This is a genomic window from Streptomyces sp. SID5643, assembly GCF_009872555.1.
In the GTDB taxonomy this organism is placed as follows: Bacteria; Actinomycetota; Actinomycetes; order Streptomycetales; family Streptomycetaceae; genus Streptomyces; species Streptomyces iakyrus.
The window spans coordinates 1-232 of sequence record NZ_WWIC01000313.1; the positions used below are offsets into that span (position 1 = coordinate 1).

General features: G+C 68.1%; 1 protein-coding gene. It reads right to left on the reverse strand.

What is annotated here, in order from left to right:
- On the reverse strand, positions 1–232 hold a 232-nt coding region (locus tag GTY56_RS33650), incomplete at both ends, for an SRPBCC family protein (RefSeq protein WP_272923420.1).

Consider the following 232-nt stretch of genomic DNA (forward strand, 5'->3'; position numbering starts at 1 on the left):
ACCTGCGGGCGGACGGTGATCGCGTAGTAGCGGCGGTCCTGGTCCTCGGTGACGCCCGGAATGCGGTCGAGGCCCTCCGAGCCGTCCACGGTGAAGCCTTGGACGTCCGCGCCGAATTCGGCGCCGTGCCCCACGTAGAACTGTGCGGCGTACCCGTCGGCGAACTCCGGCAGCACCTCGGTCAGCTCCGGGTGGATGGTCGCGCAGTGGTAGCACTCCATGAAGTTCTCGA